The sequence below is a fragment of the Burkholderia sp. LS-044 genome (assembly GCF_004803625.1).
GTDB classification, from domain to species: Bacteria; Pseudomonadota; Gammaproteobacteria; order Burkholderiales; family Burkholderiaceae; genus Burkholderia; species Burkholderia cepacia.
Window position 1 is genome coordinate 53635 of sequence record NZ_SSWO01000011.1, and the last position, 21587, is coordinate 75221.

Annotated in this window: 20 protein-coding genes and 2 pseudogenes; 17 read left to right on the top strand and 5 right to left on the bottom strand. The window is 67.6% G+C overall.

Annotated features, from left to right (window positions below; all coding sequences use genetic code 11):
- From E9536_RS41580 to E9536_RS26150, 4 genes are all read left to right on the top strand, one after another.
- The gene (locus E9536_RS41580; protein WP_027789063.1) at nucleotides 1–141 is read left to right on the top strand and encodes a cytochrome oxidase small assembly protein; all 141 of its coding nucleotides are present in this window, start codon (nucleotides 1–3) and stop codon (nucleotides 139–141) included.
- 35 nt (nucleotides 142–176) lie between these two features.
- Nucleotides 177–785, top strand: a complete 609-nt coding sequence (locus tag E9536_RS26140; RefSeq protein WP_011353276.1) for a cytochrome c oxidase assembly protein — start codon at nucleotides 177–179, stop codon at nucleotides 783–785.
- A gap of 16 nt (nucleotides 786–801) precedes the next feature.
- Entirely contained in the window at nucleotides 802–1002 is a 201-nt protein-coding gene (locus E9536_RS26145) for a DUF2970 domain-containing protein (RefSeq protein WP_021163748.1), read from the top strand.
- 138 nt (nucleotides 1003–1140) lie between these two features.
- On the top strand, nucleotides 1141–1998 hold the full coding sequence (locus E9536_RS26150) for a cytochrome c oxidase subunit 3 (RefSeq protein ID WP_027789064.1): 858 nt from the start codon (nucleotides 1141–1143) through the stop codon (nucleotides 1996–1998).
- 174 nt (nucleotides 1999–2172) lie between these two features.
- Here the strand turns inward: E9536_RS26150 and E9536_RS26155 are convergent, their stop codons facing one another.
- Nucleotides 2173–2382 carry a twin transmembrane helix small protein gene (locus tag E9536_RS26155; RefSeq protein WP_011353273.1) on the bottom strand — a complete coding sequence of 70 codons (210 nt, stop codon included), beginning with the start codon at nucleotides 2380–2382 and terminating at the stop codon, nucleotides 2173–2175.
- A gap of 84 nt (nucleotides 2383–2466) precedes the next feature.
- Between E9536_RS26155 and E9536_RS26160 the strand changes: the two genes are divergently transcribed.
- The 5 genes and pseudogenes from E9536_RS26160 to E9536_RS26180 all read left to right on the top strand — a co-directional run bounded on the left by E9536_RS26160 (nucleotide 2467) and on the right by E9536_RS26180 (nucleotide 6548).
- Nucleotides 2467–3177: an SURF1 family protein gene (locus E9536_RS26160; RefSeq protein ID WP_059489878.1), complete on the top strand. Its 711-nt coding sequence runs from the start codon at nucleotides 2467–2469 to the stop codon at nucleotides 3175–3177.
- A gap of 114 nt (nucleotides 3178–3291) precedes the next feature.
- Nucleotides 3292–3864 (top strand): annotated as a pseudogene (locus tag E9536_RS26165) (cytochrome C oxidase subunit I); the annotation flags it as partial.
- Between the two features lie 24 nt (nucleotides 3865–3888).
- Nucleotides 3889–5001 (top strand): COX15/CtaA family protein, encoded by a 1113-nt coding sequence (locus E9536_RS26170; RefSeq protein WP_021163752.1) that lies wholly within the window; start codon nucleotides 3889–3891, stop codon nucleotides 4999–5001.
- Between the two features lie 8 nt (nucleotides 5002–5009).
- On the top strand, nucleotides 5010–5912 hold the full coding sequence (cyoE, locus tag E9536_RS26175; RefSeq protein WP_006477738.1) for a heme o synthase: 903 nt from the start codon (nucleotides 5010–5012) through the stop codon (nucleotides 5910–5912).
- An 18-nt stretch (nucleotides 5913–5930) separates the two neighbouring features.
- Nucleotides 5931–6548: an SCO family protein gene (locus tag E9536_RS26180; protein WP_042978155.1), complete on the top strand. Its 618-nt coding sequence runs from the start codon at nucleotides 5931–5933 to the stop codon at nucleotides 6546–6548.
- 144 nt (nucleotides 6549–6692) lie between these two features.
- Here E9536_RS26180 and E9536_RS26185 read toward each other — a convergent pair whose 3' ends face one another.
- Entirely contained in the window at nucleotides 6693–6983 is a 291-nt protein-coding gene (locus E9536_RS26185) for a YciI family protein (RefSeq protein ID WP_021163754.1), read from the bottom strand.
- Nucleotides 6984–7209: 226 nt separating this feature from the next.
- Here E9536_RS26185 and E9536_RS26190 point away from each other — a divergent pair, with 226 nt between their 5' ends.
- Complete coding sequence (locus E9536_RS26190; protein ID WP_060084191.1) at nucleotides 7210–8844, top strand: methyl-accepting chemotaxis protein; 1635 nt, start codon at nucleotides 7210–7212, stop codon at nucleotides 8842–8844.
- Nucleotides 8845–9048: 204 nt separating this feature from the next.
- Nucleotides 9049–9864, top strand: coding sequence for a MetQ/NlpA family ABC transporter substrate-binding protein (locus tag E9536_RS26195; RefSeq protein WP_027789069.1), 816 nt, complete (start codon nucleotides 9049–9051; stop codon nucleotides 9862–9864).
- 107 nt (nucleotides 9865–9971) lie between these two features.
- On the opposite strand, the gene E9536_RS26200 is transcribed toward E9536_RS26195, so the two are convergent.
- Entirely contained in the window at nucleotides 9972–10280 is a 309-nt protein-coding gene (locus E9536_RS26200; protein WP_136471176.1) for a VF_A0006 family four-cysteine protein, read from the bottom strand.
- A 333-nt stretch (nucleotides 10281–10613) separates the two neighbouring features.
- Here E9536_RS26200 and E9536_RS26205 point away from each other — a divergent pair, with 333 nt between their 5' ends.
- From E9536_RS26205 to E9536_RS26230, 6 genes are all read left to right on the top strand, one after another.
- Nucleotides 10614–11579, top strand: a complete 966-nt coding sequence (locus E9536_RS26205; protein WP_027789070.1) for an ABC transporter substrate-binding protein — start codon at nucleotides 10614–10616, stop codon at nucleotides 11577–11579.
- Between the two features lie 139 nt (nucleotides 11580–11718).
- Nucleotides 11719–12615, top strand: coding sequence for an ABC transporter permease (locus tag E9536_RS26210; RefSeq protein ID WP_027789071.1), 897 nt, complete (start codon nucleotides 11719–11721; stop codon nucleotides 12613–12615).
- A gap of 1 nt (nucleotide 12616) precedes the next feature.
- Complete coding sequence (locus tag E9536_RS26215; protein ID WP_021163153.1) at nucleotides 12617–13411, top strand: ABC transporter ATP-binding protein; 795 nt, start codon at nucleotides 12617–12619, stop codon at nucleotides 13409–13411.
- A gap of 323 nt (nucleotides 13412–13734) precedes the next feature.
- Nucleotides 13735–14442, top strand: a complete 708-nt coding sequence (gene imuA / locus E9536_RS26220) for a translesion DNA synthesis-associated protein ImuA (RefSeq protein WP_059695040.1) — start codon at nucleotides 13735–13737, stop codon at nucleotides 14440–14442.
- On the top strand, nucleotides 14375–15880 hold the full coding sequence (locus E9536_RS26225; RefSeq protein WP_136471178.1) for a DNA polymerase Y family protein: 1506 nt from the start codon (nucleotides 14375–14377) through the stop codon (nucleotides 15878–15880). Before imuA ends, E9536_RS26225 begins: the two co-directional genes overlap by 68 nt.
- A 6-nt stretch (nucleotides 15881–15886) precedes the next feature.
- Nucleotides 15887–19090 carry an error-prone DNA polymerase gene (locus E9536_RS26230; RefSeq protein WP_136471180.1) on the top strand — a complete coding sequence of 1068 codons (3204 nt, stop codon included), beginning with the start codon at nucleotides 15887–15889 and terminating at the stop codon, nucleotides 19088–19090.
- A 74-nt stretch (nucleotides 19091–19164) separates the two neighbouring features.
- On the opposite strand, the gene E9536_RS26235 is transcribed toward E9536_RS26230, so the two are convergent.
- Nucleotides 19165–20616, bottom strand: a complete 1452-nt coding sequence (locus E9536_RS26235; protein ID WP_136471182.1) for a TIGR00366 family protein — start codon at nucleotides 20614–20616, stop codon at nucleotides 19165–19167.
- A 25-nt stretch (nucleotides 20617–20641) separates the two neighbouring features.
- Nucleotides 20642–21578: pseudogene (locus tag E9536_RS26240) on the bottom strand (ornithine cyclodeaminase family protein).
- Nucleotides 21579–21587 lie beyond the last annotated feature (9 nt).

Genomic DNA, 21587 nt, shown 5'->3' on the forward strand with positions numbered 1-21587 from the left:
ATGAACCGGAATCCACAACAAAGACGAACGCCCGAGCAGATCCGCGCGGGCAACAAGCGGCTCGGCCTCATCCTGCTCGTCATCGCCGCCGTTTTTTTTGTGGGTGTCGTGATCAAGCAGTGGTGGCTGTCCACTCACTGATGCAGCAACAGACGCAGTAGCGAGGAAGTTGTCGTATGTCGAAGCCGGAAGAGGGCGCCGTCGATCGCGCGTTCAATCGTTCGATGCTGGTGAAGCTCTTCGTCGTGGCCGGGCTGATGTTCGGTTTCGGCTTCGCGCTGATCCCGATGTACCGGGCGATCTGCCAGATCACCGGCATCAACAACCTGGTGCAGCGCGATGTGAGCGAGCGCGAGGTGAAGAATTCGCAGGTCGACACCAGCCGCACGGTGTCGGTCGAGTTCGACGCGAATGCGCGCGGCCCGCTCGGTTTCAAGCCGGAGCACAACAGCCTCGACGTGCATCCGGGTGAGCTGACGACGATCGTGTACGACGTGACGAACGGGCAGGGCAGGCCGGTCGTTGCACAGGCGATTCCGAGCTACGCGCCGAAGCAGGCGACGGAGTTCTTCAAGAAGATCGAGTGCTTTTGCTTTACGCAGCAGACGCTGGCCGCGAACGAATCGCGCAAGATGCCGGTGGTGTTCGTGATCGATCCGAAACTGCCGAAGGACGTGAAGACGATCACGCTGTCGTACACGTTCTTCGAGCTGAATACGCCGGCCACGCCGGCGCCGGCGCCGGGCAAGACCGCGGCGCAGGGCGCGGCGAAGCCGGACGCATGACGACGGAGGCGGGGCGATGACGGAGGTCAAGCGGGGCGGGTCGTTCGGTCAGGCGCTGAAGGCCGTGCTGTGGTCGTTCTTCGGGGTGCGCAAGCGGCGCGACCTGGAGGCCGACGCGACGCAGCTGAATCCGCTGCACGTGCTGATTGTCGCGTTGCTGGCGGCCGGTGTGTTCATCGGCGTGCTGATCCTGATCGTGCGTGCCGTCGTGGGCTGAGGCGCGCGGCCACGAAAGAATGCAGTGCGCGGCGCCACGGCGCCGCGTGCAGGAAAGAGCGGTGGCGGTCACGCCGCGCAAGAAATAAAGCCGGAGCGGTTTCCGGTACACAAATTGGACAGAAGTGGAGAATCAAGCATGAGCGGTCAAAACCAGACCCCGTACTATTTCGTGCCGCATCCGTCGCACCATCCGATCAGTGCGGCCATCGGCCTGCTGGTCATGCTCGGATCGGCGGCGCTGTGGATCAACGGTCACGACTGGGCGCCGTTTACGGCACTGCTCGGCCTGCTGTGGTTGCTCTTCACGCTGTATCACTGGTTCGGCGACGCGATCGCCGAGTCGGAAGGCGGTCATTACGGCAAGAACGTCGACAAGTCGTACCGCTGGAGCATGAGCTGGTTCATCTTCTCGGAAGTCATGTTCTTCGGCGCGTTCTTCGGCGCGCTGTTCTATGCACGTGAAATCGCGCTGCACCAGCTCGGCAGCCTCGACTACAAGCTGATCTGGCCGGATTTCTCCGCCGTGTGGCCGAACGAAGGCCCGGCAGCACTCGCCGGTCACTTCAAGACGATGGGCCCGTGGCCGATCCCGACGCTGAACACCGCGTTCCTGCTGTCGTCGGGCGTGACGCTGACGATCTCGCACCACGCGCTGCGTGACGACCATCGCAAGAAGGCGATCGCATGGCTGGCCGCGACGCTCGTGTTCGGTATCTGCTTCCTGTTCCTGCAGGGCTTCGAGTACTACCACGCGTACAACGAACTGAACCTGACGCTGAACTCGGGCGTGTACGGTTCGACGTTCTTCCTGCTGACGGGCTTCCACGGCTTCCACGTGTTCCTCGGCGGCACGATGCTCGCGGTGGTGCTGGTGCGGATGATCCGCGGCCACTTCAAGCCCGATCACCACTTCGCATTCGAAGGCGCCGCGTGGTACTGGCACTTCGTCGACGTCGTCTGGCTCGGCCTGTACGTCGTCGTCTACTGGCTGTAAATGGAAAAACGGCCCGCGCAGCAATGCGCGGGCCGTTTTCATTGGTGTCGTGGGCGCGGCAGCGAGGCTGCGAGCGACACCACCCTGGCGCCGCCGCGACTCAGTCAGGCGGCGCTTTTGCTTGGTGGCGCGGCCATGCGGCGAAATGTCACAGCGGCGACCACGGCAACGGCATCAACGTCCGATCGGCAGGCCGGTCGAATGGATCCAGCCCATCCAGTTCGCGATCAGGATGAGCAGGAACAGCGAGACCGACAGCCCGACGCGGGTGGCGAGCGACCAGACCATGCGTTTCGTGTGGCCGCGGTCGTGCATCATGAAGTAGAGCGCCGAGCCCATGCTGGCAATGATGAGGACGAAGGCGATGGGAACGAGTATGTGCATGACACGAACCGGACGGCGGCAATTCGGAAGGAAGAGGATAATTATCGCACTTCGCGTTCCGGCACCAGCCGGGCGGGCTGCATGATGAAGATTCGCTGGCTGCCTGCGCTGCTGATTCTCGTCGTCGTCGCGGTCACGATCCGTCTCGGTTTCTGGCAGCGCGACCGCGCGCACCAGAAGGAAGCGCTGCAGGCGAGCATCGAGCGCTACGAGCAGGCGGCGCCCGTCGACGTCGGCGCGCAGCCGATGCCGCTCGCGTCGATCGAGTTTCACCGTGTGCGGGCGAAGGGCCGTTTCCTGCCTGAACAGGCGGTGTTCCTCGACAATCGGCCGTATAACGACCAGCCGGGTTTTTACGTCGTGATGCCGTTTAAACTCACGGGCGGCGGCGTCGTGCTCGTGAACCGCGGCTGGCTGCCGCGCAATATCGCCGATCGCACGGCGATCGAGCCGTTCGCGACGCCCGCGGGCGACGTCGAGATCGTGGGCATCGCGCGCGCCGACGCGTCGCGTGCGTTCGAGCTCGGCGAAGGCGGGTCGGCGGCGCACCAGAAGATCCGGCAGAACCTGGACGTCGCCGCGTATGCGAAGGAAACGGGGCTGCCGCTGCAGCCGTTCGTGATCCAGCAGACGAGCGACGACGGCGACAAGCTCGTGCGCGACTGGCCGGCGGCGACGACCGGCGTCGAGCGCAATTACGGTTACATGTTTCAGTGGTGGGCGATGGCGGCGGCCGCGCTCGGCTTCGGCCTGTACGCCGCGCGGCGTGCGGCGAAGAAGTCGGCCGGCGCGTGAGCGCCATGCCAGGACGCGGCGCCGGCGCCGCGGGTTCGTTTCGAGAGGTCTGATTTGTCCATGCAATCTTCCCGTCAGGGTTCGGCCGCTGCGCCGATGTCGCCGGCGGCCCGCAAGCGCGGCCGCTGGATGCTCGTGCTGCTGGGTCTCGTGTGCGCGGCACCGATGATCGCGTCGTACTTCACCTATTACGTGATCAAGCCGAAGGGCGGCTCGACGAACTACGGCACGCTGATCGAGCCGCAGCGGCCGATCCCCGCGGATCTGCAGGTGACCGACGAAACCGGCAAGACCGTGCCGCTGTCGTCGCTGCGCGGCGTGTGGCTGTTCGTGATGACCGACCGCAGCGCGTGTGACGACGCATGCGCGCAGAAGCTCTATTTCATGCGCCAGATCCGCGTGACGCAGGCGGGCGAGCGGCACCGGATCACGATGGTGTGGCTGCGCAGCGATGCGGGCGCGATGCCGCAGAAGGTGCTGGATGCCTATCCCGACACGCGCCGGCTCGTCGCCGATCCGGCCGCGGTGGCCGCATGGCTGCCGGCCGATGCCGGCACGAAGGACAGCGACCACCTCTACATGGTCGACCCGAACGGCAACCTGATGATGCGTTTCCCGAAGGATCCGAACCCCAGCAAGATCAAGTCGGACGTGACGAAGCTGCTGAAGTGGTCGAGCATCGGCTAAGGCAAGACGAGAGGCAAAGAACCGATGTCGTATCTACTGCAACTCGGCCTGATCGGCCTGTGCATCGCGCTGCTGCCGCTGTCGTACGTGTGGGTGAAGGCCGACGACAACAAGTTTCGCAAGCTGGTGTGGATCACCACCTTCCTGACGCTCGACCTCGTGATGTTCGGCGGCTTCACGCGGCTGACCGACTCGGGGCTCGGCTGCCCTGACTGGCCCGGCTGCTACGGCACGTCGTCGCCGTTCATCGCGCACGCCGCGATCACGGCCGCGCACCAGGCGATGCCGACGGGCCCCGTCAGCATGACCAAGGCGTGGATCGAGATGATCCACCGCTATTTCGCGATGGCGATCGGCGTGCTGATCATCGCGCAGGTCGTGATCGCGTGGTCCGCGAGGCTGCGCCGCCGCCCGCTGCACGTATCGCCGTGGTGGCCGACGAGCCTGCTGCTGCTGATCCTCGTGCAGGGCGCGTTCGGCGCGTGGACGGTCACCATGAAGCTGCAGCCGGTGATCGTCACGATCCACCTGCTGCTCGGCCTCACGCTGCTCGGCACGCTCGGGTGGCTTGCGGCGCGGCAGACGCCGCTGCCGTCGTACGATCCGGAAGCCGGCCGCTATCGCGCGGCCGCGCTCGCGGCGCTCGTGCTGCTGGTCGTGCAGATCGCGCTCGGCGGCTGGGTGAGCACCAACTACGCGGTGCTCGCATGCACCGACTTCCCGACCTGCAACGGCCAGTGGATTCCGCCGATGGACTTCCAGCACGGCTTCCACCTGTGGCGCGCGCTCGGAATGACGAAGGACGGCGACGCGATCACGCAGGACGCGCTGGTGGCGATCCACTGGACGCACCGCACGTTCGCGTTCGTCGTGGTCGCGTATCTGGTCGCGTTCGCGCTGAAGATGCGCCGCTTCGAATCGCTGCGGCGCCCCGCGAACGGCGTGCTGCTGGTCGTCCTGCTGCAGTTCGTGACGGGCCTGACCAACATCGTGCTGCAGTGGCCGCTGCCGGTCGCCGTCGCGCACAACGGCGGGGCCGCGATCCTGCTGCTGCTCGTCGTCATGTTAAACTTTCGCATCCTTTCAAGCCGCCCCGGCCGTGTCGCGCAGCCTGCGCGCGACGCCGCCCCGGCGTGACCGCCCCCATGCAAAGCACCCTCTCCCAATCGCCCGGTAGCCGCTTTTCCCAGTACATGGCGCTGACGAAGCCGCGTGTCACGCAGCTCGCGGTGTTCTGCGCGGTGATCGGCATGTTCCTCGCGACGCCGGGCATGGTGCCGTGGCACGTGCTGATCGGCGGTACGGTCGGCATCTGGCTGCTGGCCGGCGCGGCGTTCGCGATCAACTGCCTCGTCGAACAGAAGATCGACGCGATGATGCGCCGTACCGCGTGGCGCCCGTCCGCGCGCGGCGAGATCACGACGCCGCAGATCCTGCTGTTCTCGGCCGTGCTCGGCAGCGTCGGCGCATGGACGCTCTATACGTTCACGAACCCGCTGACGATGTGGCTGACGATCGCCACCTTCGTCGGTTATGCGGTGATCTACACGCTGCTGCTCAAGCCGATGACGCCGCAGAACATCGTGATCGGCGGCGCGTCGGGCGCGATGCCGCCGGCGCTCGGGTGGGCCGCGGTCACCGGCGCGGTGCCGGGCGACGCGTGGATCCTCGTGCTGATCATCTTCGTGTGGACGCCGCCGCATTTCTGGGTGCTCGCGCTGTATCGCCGCAAGGATTACGAGAACGCGGGGCTGCCGATGCTGCCCGTCACGCACGGCGAGAAGTTCACGCGGCTGCATATCCTGCTGTACACGGTGATCCTGTTCGCGGTCACGCTGATGCCGTTCATCTCCGGGATGAGCGGGGCCGTCTACCTGACGAGCGCGGTGCTGCTCGGCGCGGTGTTCCTCGCGTATGCGTGGAAGATCCATCGCGACTATTCGGACGAACTCGCCCGCAAGGCCTTCCGCTACTCGATCGTCTACCTGTCGCTGCTGTTTGCCGCGCTGCTCGTCGATCACTATGCACGCCCGCTGCTCGGCGTGTAACCGCACGGTTTGAACGCAATGCTCCAATCACGGTTCGGGCGCCGCGCGCGCCAAGGCTGGATGCTCGCATGCGCATTCACGGCAGCGCTGCTGCTCGCCGGATGCGACAACGCGCCGAAATTCCAGAATCTCGACATCACCGGCAACACGCAGTTCGGCAGCGACTTCTCGCTGCCCGATACGGCCGGCAAGGTGCGCACGCTCGGCGATTTCAAGGGCAAGGCCGTCGTGATGTTCTTCGGCTATACGCATTGCCCGGACGTGTGCCCGACGACGATGGCCGAGCTGTCCGAAGCGTTGAAACAGCTCGGGCCCGATGCCGCGAAACGCGTGCAGGTGCTGTTCGTCACCGTCGACCCGGAGCGTGACACGCCGGCGCTGCTCGGCCAGTACGTGCCCGCGTTCGATCCGTCGTTCATCGGCCTGCGGCCGGCCGACGAAGCCGCGCTGAAGAAGGTCACGAAGGATTTCCGCGTGTACTACGCGAAGGTGCCCGGCAAGACGCCCGGCAGCTACACGATGGATCACACCGCCGCGAGCTACGTGTTCGACCGCGACGGCAAGCTGCGCCTGTTCGTGCGCGACGGCCAGGGCCCCGGCCCGTGGGTCCACGACCTGAAGCTGCTGGTCGACTGACCGGCAGCCGCCGGGCGCCCGGCCCGGCGTTGCGCGTGACGGCCGCCACGCGCCGTCACCCTGGTTCTCTCCTCGTTGTTGGCATGCGCTGCCCGTCGGGCGGCGTGTCGGCGCGCGTGCATCGCGCACGCGTCGCATGTCGCGTTACGGCAGCGCGGGTACGTTGAAGCCGGATGCGGCGCGCGTGATCCGGAATTCCGTCACGCGATACGTGGCAAGCCCCTCGGTGACGAACGGATCGGTCTTCAGGATCGCGTCGAGCTCGTCGCGATCGATGCGGGCCGCGAGGATCACGCCGCCTTCGCGCGGCACCTTCGGCCCGGCCGCGATGAAGATGCCCTTGTCGAACTGCGGCTGCAGAAATGCGCGATGGCGTTCGAGCGCATCGTCGATGTGTTCGAGCGATGCGGTGTAGTGGATGTCGATGACGTACATGGATGGCCCCCGGAATGGTGCCGGCTCCTCGTGTGCCGGCCAGCCGGTCTTTTTAGCACAGCGGATGCGGGCTGTCGCGCCGCGGGCGGCCGACCGACCGGCGGTTCGCCGCACCCGCGCGTATTCAAGTTGTAAGCCTCGGTGCCGTAAATAAAAAGGCAAGCGTTTGCGCGGGGCGGGCCGTTCGCGCGCAGCGTGCGCATCGACATCGACAAAGGCACGGCAGATGAGCAGAATGAGTTTGAACCGCAAGCTGTGGCTCGCGCTTGCGCTGGTATGGATCGGTCTCCTGGGCGTCGGCGCATGGAGCGCGTACGAGACGCGCGCGACGATGCTCGCCGAACGCAAGGCAGGCATCGTGAATCTCGTCGACTCGGCGGCCGGCATCGTGAAGGCGTATCACGCACTCGCGCAGGGCGGCACGCTGCCCGAGGCCGACGCGAAGCGCGACGCGCTCGCGAGCCTGGCCGCGATGCGCTATGGCGATTCGGGCTACGTGTTCGTGATGGATTCGAAGCCGGTCGTGCTGATGCATCCGACGCTGCCGAAGCTGGTCGGCACGCAGGTCGGCGACTATCTCGACCCGGACGGCAAGCCGCTGTTCGTCACGATCCTGAACGCCGCGAAGGAAACCGGCAGCGGCTTCGCCGAGTACCGCGGGCGCCTGCCGCACAGCGAAACCGCCGCGCCGAAGATCAGCTACGTCACGCGTTTCACGCCGTGGGACTGGAACATCTCGAGCGGCGTCTTCCTGAAGGACATCGACACCATCTATTACCGGACGCTGCTCGGCCACCTCGCGGTCGTGCTCGTGATCGGCTTCGTGATCAGCGCGGCGATGCTGGTGATCATCCGCAACGTGCGCGGCAGCCTCGGCGGCGAGCCCGACGAAGCGGCCGCGCTCGCGGCACGCATCGCGCAGGGCGACCTGACGCAGCCGGTGCCCGTGCGCGCGGGCGACCGTACGAGCATGATGGCCGCGATGCACGACATGCAGGCCCGCCTGCAGGCGACGATCGGCGGAATTCGCCAGTCGGCCGGATCGATCGCGTCGGCGAGCCGCCAGATCTCGGCCGGCAACGACGACCTGTCGCAGCGCACCGAGGAGCAGGCCGCGTCGCTGGAGGAAACCGCCGCGAGCATGGAGCAGCTGACCGCGACGGTGAAGCAGAACGCCGACAACGCGCGACAGGCGAGCGGGCTCGCGAACAACGCATCGGAGATCGCGCGCACGGGGAGCGACGTCGTGAACCGCGTGATCGGCACGATGGGCGAGATCGACGACAGCTCGCGCAAGATCGCCGACATCATCGGCGTGATCGAGGGCATCGCGTTCCAGACCAACATCCTCGCGCTGAACGCGGCGGTCGAAGCCGCGCGCGCGGGCGAGCAGGGCCGCGGCTTCGCGGTGGTCGCGGGCGAAGTGCGCTCGCTCGCGCAGCGCAGCGCGACGGCCGCGAAGGAGATCCGCGAGCTGATCGTCGATTCGGTCGAGCGCGTGCGCAACGGCTCGACGCTGGTCGGCCAGGCCGGCACGACGATGGGCGAGATCCTCCAGGCCGTCGCGCGCGTGACCGACATCATGGGCGAGATCGCGGCCGCGTCCGAGGAGCAGGCGAGCGGCATCACGCAGGTCGGGCGCGCGGTCACGCAGATGGATCAGGTGACGCAGCAGAACGCGGCGCTCGTCGAGGAAGCGGCGGCGGCCGCCGCGTCGCTGCAGGAACAGGCCGCGCGGCTGCGCGATGCGGTCGGCGCGTTCCGGGTTGTCGATGCTGACGGCCTGTCGCCGCGCCGGGCCGGCGGGCAGAGGGGCGAGCCTGCATTCGGCACGAAGGCGGCCGACCGTGCGGTGGCGTGACGCGCACCGGCTGACGCGCACGTCGCTCAGACGCAACTAACGGCCGAGTCGCGCAGCCTCTGCCGGCACCGCTGCGGTGCATACCCATATGAGCGGGATGTATTTCACTTCCCGTCGATCCTGTGACACCATTTGCCCCTTCCTGCGAGTCGGGGCATACCCGTATCGCGCCCCATTTCCAGTAAGCAAGAAAGCGAGAAACAGATGAAGCGTCGCAGTCTCCTGAAGGTATTTTCCGTGCTGGCCACCGGCGCAGCGCTGACGCTGTCGGCAGGCGCGCATGCCGAAGACAAGGTGATCAAGGTCGGCACAGTGGCCGGCCCGGATGCGGAAGTGTGGCAGCTTGTGCAGAAGGTCGCGAAGGAGAAGGAAGGCCTGAACGTGAAGGTCATCGAGTTCAACGACTACGTGCAGCCGAACGCGGCGCTCGATTCGGGCGACCTCGACGCGAACAGCTTCCAGCACCAGCCCTACCTCGACAGCCAGGTGAAGCAGCGCGGCTACAAGATCGTCAGCGCGGGCCTGACCTACATCTCGCCGATCGGCGTGTACTCGAAGAAGTTCAAGACGCTGAAGGACCTGCCGCAAGGCGCGAAGCTCGCGGTGCCGAACGATCCGTCGAACGAGAACCGCGCGCTGCTGCTGCTGCAGACGCAAGGCGTGATCAAGCTGAAGGCGGGCGCCGGCACGGGCGGCAACAACGCGACGGTGCTCGACATCGCCGAGAACCCGAAGAAGCTGAAGATCTCCGAACTCGACGCCGCGCAACTGCCGCGCGTGCTGTCGGACGTCGATGCGGCCGTGATCAACACGAACTACGCGCTCGCCGCGAACCTGCAGCCGACCAAGGACGCGATCGCGCTCGAATCGCTGACGAGCCCGTACGCGAACCTGATCGCCGTGCGCGCGAAGGACAAGGACCAGCCGTGGGTGAAGAAGCTGGTCAAGGCGTACCAGTCGCAGGAAGTGCGGGAATTCATCAAGAAGCAGTTCAAGGGCTCGATGGTCGCGTCGTTCTGAACGCCGCACACCGGCCGGACCGCTGAACGAAAGGGCCTGCATCGCGCAGGCCCTTTTTCATTGGCGCGGCCGGTCGGGGGCCGCGGGATGCCGCGTTCGGCGCCGTCTCACATCTCGCCGCGCCGCGAGCAGATAGACATGATCTGCTGGATCGCATAGTTGTCGCGCACGCCCGGCAGCGACTGCACGACGCACTCGTGAAAGCGCCGCTCGCGCGGCAGCAGCATCGCGTTGTTGCGGTACAGCGCGTCGCACGAGCGCTGGATCAACTGGGCCGCCGCACCGTTGCGGCTCTCGCGCAGCGCATTGAGCATGCAGTCGTCGTATTGCGCGCTGCCGTCGGTCAGCGCGAACGCCGCCCCCGGCAACGCCAGCGCGACAGTCGCGAATGCGATGGCTCGGATCCCCCGTTTCATGTCGCCTCCGATGGCGTGGACTGGGTCGGCCGACAGCATAACGTAAAGCCGCGAGCACGGCTGACGCGTTGCGCCGGGGCCGGCCGAAACCGCCGCCGGCCGGGCTTCGCGCGCGGTGGCGGCGCCCCGGCGGGCGCCGCGGCCCGGCCTCTTCAAGAAAGCTCGGAGTCAGGCGGTGGTCTGCGGAAATGGTATCCTCGTGCGTTCGCCGCTGCGCGCCTTCCCGGGGCGCGCACGGGCCGGCCGCCACCGCGTCGCACGCGTGGCGGCGCCCGCATGACGGCGGCGGGAATCCATCATCCAGAACCGACACAATACGGGGGAGACACACCCATGAAGCGTTTCAAGACTTTCGCGATCCGTTCGATCACGGCCGGCGTGGCCGCGCTCGCGCTGGCCGGTGCCGCGCACGCACAGACCGTCAAGGTGCTGTCGATCGTCGACCACCCGGCGCTCGATGCGATCCGCGACGGCGTGCGCGCCGAACTGAAGGCGGAAGGCTACGGCGACGACAAGCTCAAGTGGGAATACCAGAGCGCGCAGGGCAACACGGGCACGGCCGCGCAGATCGCGCGCAAGTTCGTCGGTGACCAGCCCGACGTGATCGTCGCGATCGCGACGCCGGCCGCGCAGGCGGTGGTCGCGTCGACGAAGAGCGTGCCGGTCGTCTATTCGGGCGTGACCGATCCGGTCGCCGCGCAGCTCGTGAAGGGCTGGGGCCCGTCGGGCACCAACGTGACGGGCGTGTCCGACAAGCTGCCGCTCGATCGCCAGGTCGCGCTGATCAAGCGCGTCGTGCCCAACGCGAAGACGGTCGGCATGGTCTACAACCCGGGCGAGGCGAATTCGGTCGTCGTCGTGAAGGAGCTGAAGGAAATCCTCGCGAAGCAGGGGATGACGCTGAAGGAAGCGGCCGCGCCGCGCACCGTCGACATCGGCCCGGCCGCGAAGAGCCTGATCGGCAAGGTCGACGTGATCTACACGAACACCGACAACAACGTCGTGTCCGCGTACGAAGCGCTCGTGAAGGTCGCGAACGAAGCGAAGATCCCGCTCGTCGCCGGCGACACCGACAGCGTGAAGCGCGGCGGCATCGCGGCGCTCGGCATCAACTACGGCGACCTCGGCCGCCAGACGGGCAAGGTCGTCGCGCGCATCCTGAAGGGCGAGAAGCCGGGCGCGATCGCGTCGGAAACGAGCAGCAACCTCGAGCTGTTCGCGAACACGGGTGCGGCCGCGAAGCAGGGCGTGACGCTCGCGCCGGATCTGCTCAAGGACGCGAAGACGGTCATCAAGTAAGCCGCGGCCCGACCGCCGCGCCTGCAGGCCCGATCCGGGCCTGAACGACACCGCCGGACGGGCGGCTCCCACCCGGGGCCGCCCGTTCGCTTCGCCCGGCCGTACACGTCCGGCCGGGAAGCAACAGGATTTCCCCATCATGTCTCTGTTCTCGTTTCTGGGCGCCCTGGAGATCGGCCTGATCTTCAGCCTCGTCGCCCTCGGGGTGCTGATCTCGTTTCGCATCCTCAACTTCCCCGACCTCACCGTCGACGGCAGCTTTCCGCTCGGCGGCGCCGTCGCCGCGACGCTGATCTCCGCCGGCTACGACCCGTTCAGCTCGACCTGCATCGCGATCGTCGCGGGCGCGGCGGCCGGCTTCATCACCGGCTGGCTCAACGTGCGCCTGAAGATCATGGACCTGCTCGCCAGCATCCTGATGATGATCGCGCTCTATTCGGTGAACCTGCGGATCATGGGCCGGCCGAACGTGCCGCTCATCACCGAGCCGACCGTCTTCACCGTGCTGCAGCCCGACTGGATGCCCGATTACGTGCTGCGCCCCGCGCTGCTCGCGATCGTCGTCGTGGTCGCGAAGCTCGGCCTCGACTGGTTCTTCTCGTCGCAACTCGGCCTCGCGATGCGCGCGACCGGCGCGAACCCGCGGATGGCGCGCGCGCAGGGCATCGCGACCGGCCGCGCGACGCTCGCCGGGATGGCGCTGTCGAACGCGCTCGTCGCGCTCGCCGGTGCGTTGTTCGCGCAGACGCAGGGCGGCGCGGACATCTCGATGGGGATCGGCACGATCGTGATCGGGCTGGCCGCGGTGATCATCGGCGAGACGCTGCTGCCGGCGCGCCGGCTCGTGCTGACGACGCTCGCCGTCGTGCTCGGCGCGATCGTCTACCGCTTCTTCATCGCGCTTGCGCTGAACAGCGAATTCATCGGGCTGAAGGCGCAGGACCTGAACCTCGTGACGGCCGCGCTCGTCACGATCGCGCTGGTGCTGCCGGCAACGCGCAAGAAGCTGTTCGCGCGCAAGAACGGAGGGGCCTGACATGCTGTCCGCACAAGACCTGAAACTGACGTTCAATCCCGGCACGCCGATCGAGACGCGCGCGCTGCGCGGGCTGTCGCTCGAGATTCCCGACGGCCAGTTCGTCGCGGTGATCGGCTCGAACGGCGCCGGCAAATCGACCTTCCTCAATGCGATCAGCGGCGACCAGGCCGTCGATGCGGGACGCATCTCGATCGACGGCACGGACGTCACGCGCAAGGCCGCGTGGGACCGCGCGCACCTCGTCGCGCGCGTGTTCCAGGATCCGATGGCCGGCACCTGCGAGGCGCTGACGATCGAGGAGAACATGGCGCTCGCGATGGCGCGCGGCGCGCGGCGCGGTTTTCGCGCGGCGCTCGACCGGCCGTCGCGCGAGCTGTTCCGCGACAAGCTGCGGCTGCTGAACCTCGGGCTGGAAAACCGGTTGACCGACCGGATCGGTCTGCTGTCGGGCGGCCAGCGGCAGGCGGTGAGCCTGTTGATGGCGTCGCTGCGGCCGTCGCGAATCCTGCTGCTCGACGAGCACACGGCCGCGCTCGACCCGAAGACGGCCGCGTTCGTGCTGGAGCTGACCGCGCGCATCGTCGCCGAGAGCAAGCTGACGACGATGATGGTCACGCACAGCATGCGGCAGGCGCTCGACTACGGCGACCGCACGGTGATGCTGCACCAGGGGCAGGTCGTGCTCGACGTGTCGGGCGACGCGCGCAAGGGGCTCGACGTGCCGGACCTGCTGCAGATGTTCGAGAAGGTGCGTCACGAGCAGCTCGACGACGACGCGCTGCTGCTTGGCTGACAGGCGGCTGGCGGGCCGGCGCGGCGCGGGGTGTTGCATCGTGCCGGTTCGCGTGAGGGTTGGCGTGCCGGCCCGGCGAGTCGGGTTGACAAAATCGGCCCGACGAATTGGGGTGGCGCGGCGGGTCGGCAATTCGGCCCGGATGACGGTGGCGCGCGTTCGGGCGGCACGATCCGGCCACACCCGCTCCGGTGCGGCGTAACATGACGACCGCGCCGGCTTTCCCGTCGTTTTTCCTCTGACGAAAACCGGTTTCGCGCCGGTGCTGTGCGACGCGAGCGCATTGCCATATACTGTATATCCATACAGTTGTGGGTGGCGTCATGCTCGCATCCTCCATTTCTCCCGAATCCCTTCATCCGTCCCTGTGGCGCGGTTCCCAGCTCGCGCGCGGCGGCCCGCGCACGATCGATACCGGCTTCGCCCCGCTGTCGGCCGAGCTGCCGGGCGGCGGCTGGCCGGTCGGCGGGCTCGTCGAACTGCTGGCCGCGCAGCCGGGCTGCGGCGAGATGCGGCTGCTCGCGCCCGCGCTCGCACGCACCGTCAGCGCGCGCCGTCCGCTTGCGCTCGTCGCGCCGCCTCAATCGCCGCATGCAACCGCGCTCGCCAGCCTCGGCGTACCGTCCGACGCGCTGCTGTGGCTGCGCGCCGGCAGCCGCACCGATGCGCTGTGGGCCGCCGAGCAGGCGCTCAAGACGGGGTGCTGCGGCGCGCTGCTGCTCTGGCAGGATGCGCGGCCCGATGCGCTGCGGCGCCTGCATCTCGCGGCCGCGCGCACGGGCGACACGCTGTTCGTGATGCTGCGTCCGCTGTCGGCCGCGCGGCAACCGTCGCCGGCCGTGCTGCGTGTCGCGCTGTATCCGGTGCCGGGCGGCGTGTCGCTCGACATCGTCAAGCGTCGCGGCCCCGCACGCGGCGAGCCGCTCGTGCTCGACCTGCCGTCGCCCATCGTGGAGAGCCGCTATGCGCGTCTTGCTCGGCATCCATCTGCCGCGCCTGCCGCTCGACGTGTGCGCCCCGCCGCCGTCTGACGGCGCGGCGCAACGCGTAGACGAAGTGGACGAAGCAGGCTGCGCGGTGCTCGAGCAGGGTGTCGTGCTGATCGCCGATGCGCCCGCGCGCCGGCAGGGCGTGCGCGCGGGCATGAAGCGCGGCGGCGTGCTCACGCTCGCGCCGCACACGCGGCTCGTCGAACGCGACCCCGCGCGCGAGGCCGATGCGCTGCGCGCGGTCGCGCTCGCGTTGCTGCGCTTTTCGCCGTGCGTCGCGCTCGACGACGAAGCCACGCTGATCGTCGACGTCGGCCCGAGCCTGCGCCTGTTCGGCGGCCTGCCGTCGCTGTGCCGACAGGTGCGCGCGACGCTCGCGGCGCTCGGCTATGCGGCGCGCCTGTCCGCCGCACCGACCGGGCGGGGCGCGTGGCTGCTCGCGCGCGTGTCGGCCCGTGCACGCATCCGGCGCCGCGTCGCCGGCCAGGTGTCGCTCGTGCGTTCGCTCGACAGGCTGCCGTGCGTGCTGCTGCCCGATGCGCGTCCGTATGCGGGCTGGTTCGACGGCCTCGGCTGCCGCACGCTCGCCGACCTGCGCAACCTGCCGCGCGCGGGGCTGCAGCGCCGCTGCGGTCCCGCGTTGCTGGCCGCGCTCGATCGCGCGTACGGCGATGCGGTCGAGCCGCTCGCGTGGATGGCGGTGCCGCCCGTGTTCGACGTGCGGCTCGAATTGCCGGAGCGTGTCGAATACGCGGAAGCCGTGCTGTTCGCCGCGCGGCGGCTCGTCGTGCAGCTGTGCGGCTGGCTGGCCGCGCGGCAGCTGTCGCTGGCCGCGATGACGTTCGATCTCGAACACGAGCGCGGCCGCCAGGCCGTGCCGCCGACGCCGCTCGAACTCGCGTTCGCCGCACCCGTGCGCGACGAGACGCACTTCATGCGGCTGCTCGGCGAGCGGCTCGCGCGCGTCGAGTTGCCGGCCGCGGTGATTGCGGTGCGTCTGAAGGCCACGCGCGTCGAATCGGTCGCGCCGCCGGCCGACGATCTTTTCCCCGAGCCGGGCGGCACGAAAGAGACGCGCGCGCGGTTGTTCGAGCTGCTGGTCGCACGGCTCGGCGCGGAGAACGTGCTGCGCGCGGCACCCGTCGCCGATCACCGGCCCGAGGCCGCGAACCGCTGGCTGCCGCTCGATGCGCAGGCCGGCAAGCCGGCCGGCGGGCCGCCGGCCGTGCCGCCGAGGCCCGCGTGGTTGCTGGACGAGCCGCTGCCGCTGTTGATGCGGGGGGAGCGGCCGGTGTTTCATACGCCGCTCAGGATGATGTCGTCGGTGGAACGGATCGAGGCCGGGTGGTTCGATGGCCAGCTCGCCGCACGCGATTACCACGTCGCGCAGGACGAAACCGGTGCGTGCTACTGGGTGTTCAAGGAGCGGGCAGCGAGCGAGGCCGAGCCGCGCTGGTTCCTGCACGGCCTGTTCGGGTGAACGGTCATGGTTGCGGAATTCAGCTGGCTGCCCGATTACGCGGAGTTGTTCTGCCGTTCGAACTTTTCGTTCCTGCATGGCGCGTCGCATGCGGAAGAACTGGTCGAGCGTGCGGCGGAACTCGGCTATCGCGGGATCGCGATCACCGACGAATGCTCGCTCGCCGGCGCACCGCGCATGCACGTCGCGGCGAAGGCGAAAGGGTTGCCGCTCGTCATCGGTTCGTACTTCGAAGTCACACCGGATGAAGTCGCACCGGGCCACGATCCGGGGCCCGGCGCGTTCGGGCTCGTGCTGCTCGCGCAGAATCGGGAAGGCTACGGCAACCTGTCCGAGCTGATTTCGTGGCGGCGGATGGAAGCGCCGAAGGGGACTTACACGCTGACGTCGCACATGCTGTCGAGGCCGCCCGAGGCATTCGCACACCTGCGCGGCATGCCCGACTGCTTCGCGATTCTCGTGCCCGCGTACCCGGTGCGGGCGGACGTGCTCGATGCACAGGTCGCGTGGTTTCGCGCGACGTTCGGCGAGCGTGCGCGGCTCGGGCTCGTGCAGTTGCAGCGCGCGCTGGACGGTGCGCAGCGCGAGGAGATTCGTGCGGCGGGCGAGCGGCGCGGCGTGCGCATCGTCGCACTCGGCGACGTGACGATGCACCGGCGCTCGTGCAAGGAACTGCAGGACGTGATGACGGCGATTCGTGTCGGGATGCCTGTCGCGGAATGCGGTTATGCGCTCGCGCCGAATGCGGAGCAGCATCTGCGTGCGCGCGGGCGGATCGGGAAGCTGTTTTCGCCGGAGGAGATCGCGGAAACGTGCGCGATGCTCGACGGCTGCAATTTCTCCCTCGATGACCTGAAGTATGAATACCCGCTCGAACTCGTCCCGCGCGGGCATACGCCGACGAGCTACCTGAAGCAGGAGACCTGGGCGGGTGTGGCCCGGCGTTACTGGAATGGTGTGCCGGAGAAAGTAGCCAGGCAGATCCGGTATGAACTCGCCCTGATCGCGAAACTGAAATACGAGCCGTTCTTCCTGACCGTCTACGACATCGTCAAATTCGCGCGCAGCCAGAACATCCTGTGCCAGGGACGCGGCTCGGCGGCGAACTCGGTGGTCTGCTATTGCCTCGGCATTACCGAGGTCGATCCCGATCAGAGCACGATGCTGTTCGAGCGCTTCATCAGCGCGGAGCGCGGCGAGCCGCCCGATATCGACGTCGACTTCGAGCATCAGCGTCGGGAAGAAGTGATCCAGCATATCTACGAGAAGTACGGGCATGATCGCGCCGCACTGGCGGCCGCCGTATCGACCTATCGCCCGCGCGGCGTGCTGCGCGAGACCGGCAAGGCGCTCGGTGTCGATCCGGTGCTGGTCGATCGCGTCGCGAAAGCGCATCGCTGGTTCGACGGCAGTCGCGACCTGCTGCAGCAATTCTCGACGACCGGGCTCGATCCCGAGACGCCGCTCATCCAGGCGTGGGCCCGGCTCGCCGCGCGGCTGCTGAACTTCCCGCGCCATCTGTCGCAGCACTCGGGCGGCTTCGTGATCAGCCGCGGCAAGCTCACGCGGCTCGTGCCGGTCGAGAACGCGGCGATGGACGGGCGGCGCGTGATCCAGTGGGACAAGGACGATCTCGAAGCGCTCGGGCTGATGAAGGTCGACGTGCTCGCGCTCGGCATGCTGTCGGCGCTGCATCGCGCGTTCGACATGCGCACCGCATGGCGAGGCCCGCCGAAGGCAGACGGCAAGCCGTTCACGTTGAAGCACATTCCGAAGGATGACGACGCAACTTACGACATGATCTGCCGCGCCGACACGGTCGGCGTGTTCCAGATCGAATCGCGCGCGCAGATGTCGATGCTGCCGCGCCTGCGGCCGCGCACTTATTACGACCTGGTGATCGAGGTGGCGATCGTGCGGCCGGGGCCGATCCAGGGCGGGGCAGTGCACCCTTATCTGAAACGACGCCAGGGCATCGAAAAGGTCAGTTATCCAAAGGAGGACCTGAAGCCCGCGCTCGAACGGACGTACGGCGTGCCGATCTTCCAGGAACAGGTGATGCAGATCGCGATGATCGCGGCCGGCTTCACGGCCGGTGAGGCCGACCAGTTGCGTCGCGCGATGGCCGCGTGGAAGCGCAAGGGCAATCTGGAGCAATATCACGGCAAGATCGTCGACGGGATGCGCGAGCGCGATTACCCGCCCGAGTTCGCCGAACAGATCTTCGAGCAGATCAAGGGCTTCGGCGATTACGGTTTCCCCGAGAGCCACGCGGCGAGCTTCGCGAAGCTCGCCTACGCCAGCAGCTGGCTCAAATGCCACGAACCGGCGATCTTCCTCGCCGCATTGCTGAACAGCCAGCCGATGGGTTTCTATCCGCCGTCGCAACTCGTGCAGGACGCGAAGCGTCACGGCGTGCAGGTCCTGCCGATCGACGTCACGCAAAGCGGCTGGGAGGCATCGCTCGAAGCGCTGCCCGGCCAGCCGCCTCCGCACGGACAGCCGGCCGTCCGGCTCGGGCTGTCGCTCGTGAGCGGTCTGGGAGAAGCCGCTGTCCGCAGGATCGAAGCCGCACGCGCGGCGGGCCCCTTCGACAACGTCGACACCCTCGCGCGTCGCGCGCAGCTCGAGCGCCGCGATCTCGAGGCGCTCGCCGCCGCGAACGCACTCGCGACCCTCGCCGGCCACCGCCGCGATGCGCTGTGGCAAGCGGTTGCCGCAGCACCCGAGCGCGACCTGCTCGCGACCGCCCCGATCGACGAAGCGGAGAAGCCGGCACTCGGCGCGCCGTCGGAGGCCGACGACATCCTCGCCGACTATCGCACCACCGGCCTCACGCTGAACCGTCACCCCGTCGCGCTGCTGCGGCCTGAGCTGCGTGCGCGGCGGCTGTCGTCCGCGGCCGAATTGCACGACCGCCCCGACGGCCGGCTCGCGCGCGCGTGCGGGCTCGTGACCGCGCGGCAGATGCCGGGCACCGCGAAAGGCGTGATGTTCATGACGCTCGAGGACGAAACCGGCTGCGTGAACCTGATCGTCCGGCCCGAGCTGCTCGCGCGGCAGCGCCGCGAAACCCTCGATTCGCGGCTGCTCGCCGTATCCGGCGTGTGGCAGGTCGCGAGCGACGTGAGGCACCTCGTCGCGCAGCATTTCGAGGATCTGACGCCGCTGCTCGGCGGCCTGCGCACGTCGAGCCGCGAGTTCCACTGATGCCAGGTGCACCGCGCGCGGCACGACCGGCGTGAAGCCGATCGATCGTCGTGATGCCGTGAGCGCGTCGCGCGTTACGGCATGACGGGCGGATGGTAGGCGAGTGTGCCCGCGAGTGCCCAGAGCATGAAGATCACGAGCGGCAGGTGAACCGCGAGTTGCGTGAACGTGAAACCGACAATGTCGCGGGCACGCAACCCGAGCACCCCGAGTAGCGGCAGCATCCAGAACGGATTGATCAGGTTCGGCAATGCCTCGGCAGCGTTGTAGACCGTCACGGCCCAGCCCAGATGAACCTGCAGCAGTTTCGCCGCCTCGATGACATACGGCGCCTCGATGATCCACTTTCCGCCGCCGGACGGCACGAAGAACCCGAGCACGGCCGAATACACGCCCATCACTGCGGGAAACGACGCATGCGACGACATCGCAACGAAGAAATGGGCGAGGTGATCGGATAGCGGCAGTCCGGCGGGCGCCACCGCCTTTGTCAGGATGTAGGCGATCCCGCCGTACAGCGGAAACTGGATCAGCACGCCCGCAACAGACGGCACCGAACGCGCGACGGCATTGAGGAATCGTCTCGGCCGCCAGTTCAGCAGCATGCCCAGCAGCAGGAACAGAAAGTTGTACGTGTTCAGATTCGAGATCGCGATCAGCGGATTCTTCGTCGTGAACTCGTGCCAGGCCCAGATCGCGCCGATCGCCACGATGGCAATGGTGACGAGCGGACTGTACTCGAGCCAGTCCCCCGGGCGGGTCGGACGTGCGAGCGTCGCATGGCTTTCGTCGAGATGAATGCCCAGCTCCGCCGCGGTTTTTGCCCGTGTGTCGTTGGGCGCGGACAGATACGCGATCAGCAGCGACGCGCCGGTCAACACGGCGGCCATCAGCATCGACTGCGGGAGAAAGATCGTCTCGGTGAAGGGAATGACGCCGGAGATGGCCAGCAGCGCCTTGGGCAGGCTGTCCGGATTTGCCTGCAATTGCGAGGCGGATGAACTCAAGCCCAGCGCCCACGTCGCACCCATCCCGAGATAGGCCGCCGCGCCCGCTGCCCGGTAATCCATGCGCAGATCGGTGCGGCGGGCCAGCGCACGGACCAGAAGGCCGCTGAAGATCAGGCTGATCGCCCAGTTGAACAGCGATGCGACGATACTGACGAGCGCAACGAACGTTACCGATGCGCGCCCGGACGACGGCAGGCGCGCGAGCGCATCGATCAGCCTCGACGCGGGCGGCGACACCGCGACGACATAGCCCGAGATGGCGACGATCGCCATCTGCATCGTGAACGGGATAAGACTCCAGAAGCCATCGCCGAACGCAACGCCGATCCGCGTGACCGGCGCACCGGCTGCCAGTGCGCCCACCGCCACGATCACCACGGCGAGCGCGGCGAAGATATAGGCGTCCGGGAACCACTTTTCCGACCAGCGTGCCATGCCCGCGGCCATCCGCTCCAGCATGCGTTCACGGTCGACCGCCGGTGCATCGCAGTCCTGCACGTCCATCAGCTCTTTCATTTCGATCTCCTTGCCCGTCACGGCTTCAGTTTGTCTTTTCAACTATTTGAACGGCCGCGGCCAGATCCTCGAGTGCAGTGCCGACCGCCTTGAACACGGTGCGCTGGCTGTCGTTCGTCCGCCCCTGTGCTTCGCCCCGGCACAGCGCCGTCAGTGTCCGGTTCAGGCGGTCGGGCGCAATGACGTTGCGTGCGAGCGGCCCCAGAAGGTCGCCCGATTTCTGCGGTGCCTCGTCCGTATCGACATAAATCTCCGCCTGCCGGAAGCAATCGTCGTCGGCTTCGCGCATGCGCGGCGTAAAGCTGCCGATCAGGTCCAGGTGCGACCCCGGTGCGAGCCACGCGCCGCGGACAATCGGTTCCGTCGCAAGCGTCGCGCACGTGACGACGTCCGCGCGACGGATGCTTGCCTCGAGGTTCGTGACGGGTGAGGCATCGAAACCGAGCCGGGTCAGCCCGTCGACCAGTCGTGCAACCGCGTCGCGATCCCTGTCCCAGACCTCGACGACCGAGATCGGCAACTGGCTGCGATAGGCGGGCGGAACCAGGCTGCCGACCCGGCCGGCCCCCCATCAGCACGAGGCGCGACGCATCCGGGCGGGCCAGATAGGTCGCGGCCAGCGCAGACGCAGCCGCGGTGCGGCGCGACGTGATTTCGTTTCCGTCCAGCTGCGCAAGCGGATGGCCTGTCCGCCCGTCATAGAGCACGTAGGTCGAGTGCAGTCCGGGCAGGCCGTGTCTCGCATTGCCCGGGAAGATGTTGACCGTCTTGATGCCCAGGTAGCCGTTGTCTTCCCACGCGGGCATGATGAGCACCGTGCCTTCGTCTTCGCCGTCGGCATGGAGTGTGTGCGCGTGGCGAAGGGGTACGTGGCAGCCGTCGATGAATGCCTGTCGCAGGCGTGCGACCAGCGATTCGAAATCCAGTGCGTCGCGTGTCGCGACGGCGTCGAAAAATTTCATGGTGAACCT

Bases quoted from the DNA above. Each gene is read 5' to 3' on its own strand.
- E9536_RS26170 (WP_021163752.1), top strand. From the start codon at position 3,889: ATGTCGTATCTACTGCAACTCGGCCTGATCGGCCTGTGCATCGCGCTG.
- cyoE (WP_006477738.1), top strand. From the start codon at position 5,010: ATGCAAAGCACCCTCTCCCAATCGCCCGGTAGCCGCTTTTCCCAGTAC.
- E9536_RS26160 (WP_059489878.1), top strand. From the start codon at position 2,467: ATGAAGATTCGCTGGCTGCCTGCGCTGCTGATTCTCGTCGTCGTCGCG.
- E9536_RS26230 (WP_136471180.1), top strand. From the start codon at position 15,887: ATGGTTGCGGAATTCAGCTGGCTGCCCGATTACGCGGAGTTGTTCTGC.
- E9536_RS26190 (WP_060084191.1), top strand. From the start codon at position 7,210: ATGAGCAGAATGAGTTTGAACCGCAAGCTGTGGCTCGCGCTTGCGCTG.
- E9536_RS26235 (WP_136471182.1), bottom strand. From the start codon at position 20,616: ATGAAAGAGCTGATGGACGTGCAGGACTGCGATGCACCGGCGGTCGAC.
- E9536_RS26200 (WP_136471176.1), bottom strand. From the start codon at position 10,280: ATGAAACGGGGGATCCGAGCCATCGCATTCGCGACTGTCGCGCTGGCG.
- E9536_RS26185 (WP_021163754.1), bottom strand. From the start codon at position 6,983: ATGTACGTCATCGACATCCACTACACCGCATCGCTCGAACACATCGAC.
- E9536_RS26155 (WP_011353273.1), bottom strand. From the start codon at position 2,382: ATGCACATACTCGTTCCCATCGCCTTCGTCCTCATCATTGCCAGCATG.
- E9536_RS26210 (WP_027789071.1), top strand. From the start codon at position 11,719: ATGTCTCTGTTCTCGTTTCTGGGCGCCCTGGAGATCGGCCTGATCTTC.
- E9536_RS26215 (WP_021163153.1), top strand. From the start codon at position 12,617: ATGCTGTCCGCACAAGACCTGAAACTGACGTTCAATCCCGGCACGCCG.
- E9536_RS26205 (WP_027789070.1), top strand. From the start codon at position 10,614: ATGAAGCGTTTCAAGACTTTCGCGATCCGTTCGATCACGGCCGGCGTG.
- E9536_RS41580 (WP_027789063.1), top strand. From the start codon at position 1: ATGAACCGGAATCCACAACAAAGACGAACGCCCGAGCAGATCCGCGCG.
- E9536_RS26195 (WP_027789069.1), top strand. From the start codon at position 9,049: ATGAAGCGTCGCAGTCTCCTGAAGGTATTTTCCGTGCTGGCCACCGGC.
- E9536_RS26140 (WP_011353276.1), top strand. From the start codon at position 177: ATGTCGAAGCCGGAAGAGGGCGCCGTCGATCGCGCGTTCAATCGTTCG.
- E9536_RS26150 (WP_027789064.1), top strand. From the start codon at position 1,141: ATGAGCGGTCAAAACCAGACCCCGTACTATTTCGTGCCGCATCCGTCG.
- E9536_RS26145 (WP_021163748.1), top strand. From the start codon at position 802: ATGACGGAGGTCAAGCGGGGCGGGTCGTTCGGTCAGGCGCTGAAGGCC.
- imuA (WP_059695040.1), top strand. From the start codon at position 13,735: ATGCTCGCATCCTCCATTTCTCCCGAATCCCTTCATCCGTCCCTGTGG.
- E9536_RS26225 (WP_136471178.1), top strand. From the start codon at position 14,375: ATGCGCGTCTTGCTCGGCATCCATCTGCCGCGCCTGCCGCTCGACGTG.
- E9536_RS26180 (WP_042978155.1), top strand. From the start codon at position 5,931: ATGCTCCAATCACGGTTCGGGCGCCGCGCGCGCCAAGGCTGGATGCTC.